The organism is Gardnerella sp. c17Ua_118, assembly GCF_055804255.1.
In genome coordinates this window covers 1-2,582 of sequence record NZ_JANUYT010000002.1, presented here as the reverse complement: position 1 = coordinate 2,582, position 2,582 = coordinate 1, and the positions used below count along the sequence as shown (strand labels likewise).

Here is a 2,582-nt window from a genome sequence, read left to right as displayed (position 1 = left end):
ATTCCTGTTGCCGTTGCGTAACCAAAACAAGTATTAAGGGTGTAGTGCGATTGTACCAAATTTCAGCATTTTTACATACAAACACACTACACAAACCAACAAAACCGTAGTGCGATTGTACCAAATTTCAGCGTTTCTTAATACAAACACACTACACAAACCAACAAAAACAAACCAAAAACGTTGATATATCAAGGGTTTTCGACATGAAAAAAGGTTTCTAGCGATTGGCTAGAAACCACGTTCGCGGATGAGGCGAGATTCGAACTCGCGGTAGGTTTCCCTACAACGGTTTTCAAGACCGTCTCCTTAGACCGCTCGGACACCCATCCATGTGTGCTCGCTACGCAATATGCGCATCAATCACACAAGCGAATAGCCTACCATAATCCCTAGGAAGAACGCGCAGGCTCGCACCTAGTCGCGCCTATTTCCAAGCAACTCCAGCAAGTACACAAACATGTTGATGAAGTCCAAATAAAGATTAAACGCGCAAATAATCGAAACGCGCTTAATCATTTCTGGCTGATTAGCATAGGCTTCAAAAATCGCACGCGTTTTTTGTGCATCGTAAGCCGTAAGACCTGCAAAAATCAACACTGCAATCGCAGCAATAAATCGCATAGTTCCAGCGCTTGGAGCAACAAACATAAGAATTACCTGGCTCACGCACAACACCAACAAAGCCACCATAAGAATCGGGCAAGCCTTAAGCATATTCACTTTTGTAGTAAGCGCAAGCATTGTAAGACACAGGAAGAATCCAGCAGTTAAAGCCAGAACCATTGCAATAGAGCCTAGGCTAAACACAGTAAAGATCGTGCTAAGTGTAAAGCCTGTAAGTGCCGCATATGCATAGAACATTGCACGCGCAGCAAAAACGCTCATTTTCATAACGCGCATTCCAAGCACAACAGCAAGCACCACTTGCGCAATAATAATGCCGAAGAAACCAAACCTACCCGTAGCATACAAGTAAGAGTAAAGCGCACCCGTGCTTTGCGTAAACATTGCAACAAGCGTTGTAACTATTAAGCCAACGGTCATCTCTGCGTAAACGCGACGCACACTCACTCGCTCTGCCTGCTCGCGCACATAAGTAGCCTGCGAGTCTACAATTGTTGGGTTTTGCGCAAAATCGCCAGCATAATTGCCGTTAAAACTTCCAAAATCTCCCATAAATCCTCCTAAATCCTTATAAAACACTATAAAACATTATAAAGCCCTATAAATCCTTAAGTATCTAATTATAGTACATTTGTACGACTATGCGTGTCGTGCTACAAAAAGCGGAAATGTAGGTCGTCGTTCGCGCGGTCTAAACGCGCGAACGTCTTCGCCGCACGTAAAGTCCACTGGACTTTACGTTTAAGCGGCTCAGCGCTCCGAATTGCTTTTTCGCACTACGCTCTAAGCGCGAAGGCAGGTCGTCGCGCATTAGATTGCTACGACTCAGGCGCATCCTCCACGCGCGGCGCACCATTAATATCGCGATGAATCCCCTGCATCTTCGCCTCAATTGCCTGCAAATTCTGCGCGCACTCAAGCAGCGTCTTAGAATGCTCCGCCAACTTTGCGTCTGGCAAATCCGCCTTATAACGCAACGCGTGCTCCAAACTCGCCCAATAATCCATTGCAATTGTGCGGAATTGCACCTCAACAGGCGTGTAATGCGCGCCCGACGACAAAAACACTGGCACAGCGTAAATCACATGCAAACTGCGGTACCCATTCGGCTTTGGGTTTTTAATGTAGTCCTTAACCTGCAGCACCTGAATATCAGTTTGCTTGGAAAGGTATTGCGCAACCGCGTACACGTCGTCGCGATAGTTGCAAATCACGCGGATTCCAGCCACATCGAACAGGTTGTCGCGAATCGAACGCGTTGATATGCTTAAGTTTCTGCGGCGCAGCTTCTCAAAAATCGAGTGCACGGATTTTAGTCGCCGCTCCATGTGATGCACTGGGTTGTGCGAAAATCGCACCTGAAACTCGCCGTCCAAAATCTCCAGCTTCGTGCTGATTTCGTACATCGCGCCTTCGTACACTTGCATCATGTTTACGAATTCGTCCATTTGCTCGGGCGGAAGATGCGGCGTTTCGCTTTTTATAGGTGATTTTTGCGCGGACTTTTCGTCGGCGGTTGCTTGCGACTTTTCCGCGGCGGCGTCTGACGCCCCACCATCGCCAGCCCCTTGCAAGCTGGCGTAAAGTTCGGCCAAATTTAAACGATTATGACGATCAAGTATCACGTCTTTTTATTTTACTCGCAATTTTGCTATAAGTCTGATAATCGCCTGGGAATATGCACAAGCGACAACATATAGTGCGATTGCGCGACGACCTTCCTTCGCGCTTAAAGCGTAGCGCGCGAACGACTTTCCGCACTTTGTACCACATTTGACCTAAATCACGTACAAAATGCGGAAAAGATTGACGCACTTTGTACCAAAATCCGCCTAAAACACGTACAAAAAGCGGAACACAACTCCGCACTTTGTACCACATTTGACCTAAATCACGTACAAAACGCGGAAAAGATTAATCGAGAATGTTGTAAATCACGCAACGGCCACAGGAAC

The 2,582-nt window shown here is 46.7% G+C and carries 2 protein-coding genes and 1 tRNA gene; all 3 read right to left on the bottom strand.

What is annotated here, in order from left to right; all coding sequences use genetic code 11:
- Window positions 1–247: 247 nt before the first annotated feature.
- The 3 genes from NYP69_RS06480 to NYP69_RS06470 all read right to left on the bottom strand — a co-directional run bounded on the left by NYP69_RS06480 (window position 248) and on the right by NYP69_RS06470 (window position 2,252).
- Window positions 248–332 (bottom strand) — tRNA-Ser (locus NYP69_RS06480).
- An 85-nt stretch (window positions 333–417) separates the two neighbouring features.
- A complete protein-coding gene (locus NYP69_RS06475; protein WP_473413084.1) occupies window positions 418–1,179 on the bottom strand; it encodes a Bax inhibitor-1/YccA family protein in 762 nt (253 codons plus the stop codon).
- A gap of 266 nt (window positions 1,180–1,445) precedes the next feature.
- Complete coding sequence (locus tag NYP69_RS06470; RefSeq protein WP_464402296.1) at window positions 1,446–2,252, bottom strand: GTP pyrophosphokinase; 807 nt, start codon at window positions 2,250–2,252, stop codon at window positions 1,446–1,448.
- Between the last annotated feature and the right edge of the window lie 330 nt (window positions 2,253–2,582).

What these genes read in the sequence shown, in the direction of transcription:
- NYP69_RS06475 (WP_473413084.1), bottom strand. Translation starts at nt 1,179, where the DNA reads ATGGGAGATTTTGGAAGTTTTAACGGCAATTATGCTGGCGATTTTGCG.